The organism is Mesorhizobium sp. M0816, assembly GCF_040320005.1.
In the GTDB taxonomy this organism is placed as follows: Bacteria; Pseudomonadota; Alphaproteobacteria; order Rhizobiales; family Rhizobiaceae; genus Mesorhizobium.
This window is the reverse complement of sequence record NZ_JAMYOT010000097.1, coordinates 1-1190: the sequence shown is the minus strand read 5'-3', so window position 1 is coordinate 1190 and position 1190 is coordinate 1. Positions and strand designations below refer to the sequence as shown.

Sequence of the window (1190 nt, the reverse complement as noted above, 5' to 3'; positions counted from 1 at the left end):
GAGACCTTTGCACAGAAGCCGATTGGTGATTCTGTGATGATGGTCGAAGCAGGGAGATTCGGGATGGCGGATCGTGTTCTGGGTCAGTTGAGTCTGGCGGACGGGCTGGCGGCGTCGGACGAGACGATTTTCGACCTGGTATCGAAGGAACTGGACTGGGCACCGATCCGAACATTGCTGGGTCAGCGCAGCGGTCCCGGCTCGGGCAACACCAGCTACCCGGCGGAGGCGCTGGTGCGCTGTCTTTTGCTGGGCGTGTGGCACGGGCTGAGCGATCCGGCATTGGAGGCTCAGATCCGTGACCGGCTGTCGTTTCGCCGCTTTGCCGGCTTCAGCCTTTCGGACCGTACGCCCGATCATTCGACACTGTGGCGCTTCCGCGAGGAACTGACGCGCGAGCGGCTGATCGACAAGGTGTTTGAGGAGATCAACCGCCAGCTGGAGACGAAGGGCCTGATCGTCAAGCGCGGCACCTTAGTCGATGCGACGTTCCTGCAGGCCCGTGGGCGGCCGCCCAAGCAGCCGAAGAAGGGCCACCAGGGCCCGGCCAAGCCGTCGGCCGACAAGGACGCGCGCTGGGGCAAGAAGGGCAACAAGAGCACCTTCGGCTACAAGATGCACATCGGCGCCGACCAGGAGCACACCATGATCCGGCGTGTCGAGGTAAGCGACGCCTCGATCACCGACACCGAGGCGGCCGACAATCTGGTTTGCGGCGATGAGAAGGCGGCCTATGGCGATCAGGCCTACTACACCCATGCCAGGCATGATCGGCTGGCCAAGGCCGGGATCAAGGACCGGCTGATGCGGCGGCCCAACAAGCATCATCCCGAGTTGCCGGCGCGCCAGAAGCTGCGTAACCGGTTGATCGCCAAGGTGCGGGCGGCTGTGGAGCGGCCTTTTGCTGTGTTCAAGGAGCGCTACGGCATGCGGCGCCTGCGCTTCTTCAACCTCGCCGCCAACCGCACGCAATGCATACTAGCCGCCTGCGCCTACAATCTGCGGACCATGATCGGCGCCCTCTATCCACCTGGCGGAAAGCCGGCATGAGGAGGAGTCTGTCTAAAATCGGCGGATCGGCCGGTCATGCCGGTCGATGCCATACCAAGCCGTCGAAAACTGCTTTCCCGGCCTTCAAAAAAGCCCCATTAACTCACCAACCAGGATTTCGCTTCCCGTGCAAAGCCCTC

At 62.9% G+C, this 1190-nt stretch carries 1 protein-coding gene; it reads left to right on the top strand.

Annotation, left to right across the window (positions count from 1 at the left end; all coding sequences use genetic code 11):
* Window positions 1-63 precede the first annotated feature (63 nt).
* Window positions 64-1050: an IS5 family transposase gene (locus NKI17_RS36815; protein ID WP_352572754.1), complete on the top strand. Its 987-nt coding sequence runs from the start codon at window positions 64-66 to the stop codon at window positions 1048-1050.
* Window positions 1051-1190 lie beyond the last annotated feature (140 nt).

Bases quoted from the DNA above. Each gene is read 5' to 3' on its own strand.
- NKI17_RS36815 (WP_352572754.1), top strand. From the start codon at position 64: ATGGCGGATCGTGTTCTGGGTCAGTTGAGTCTGGCGGACGGGCTGGCG.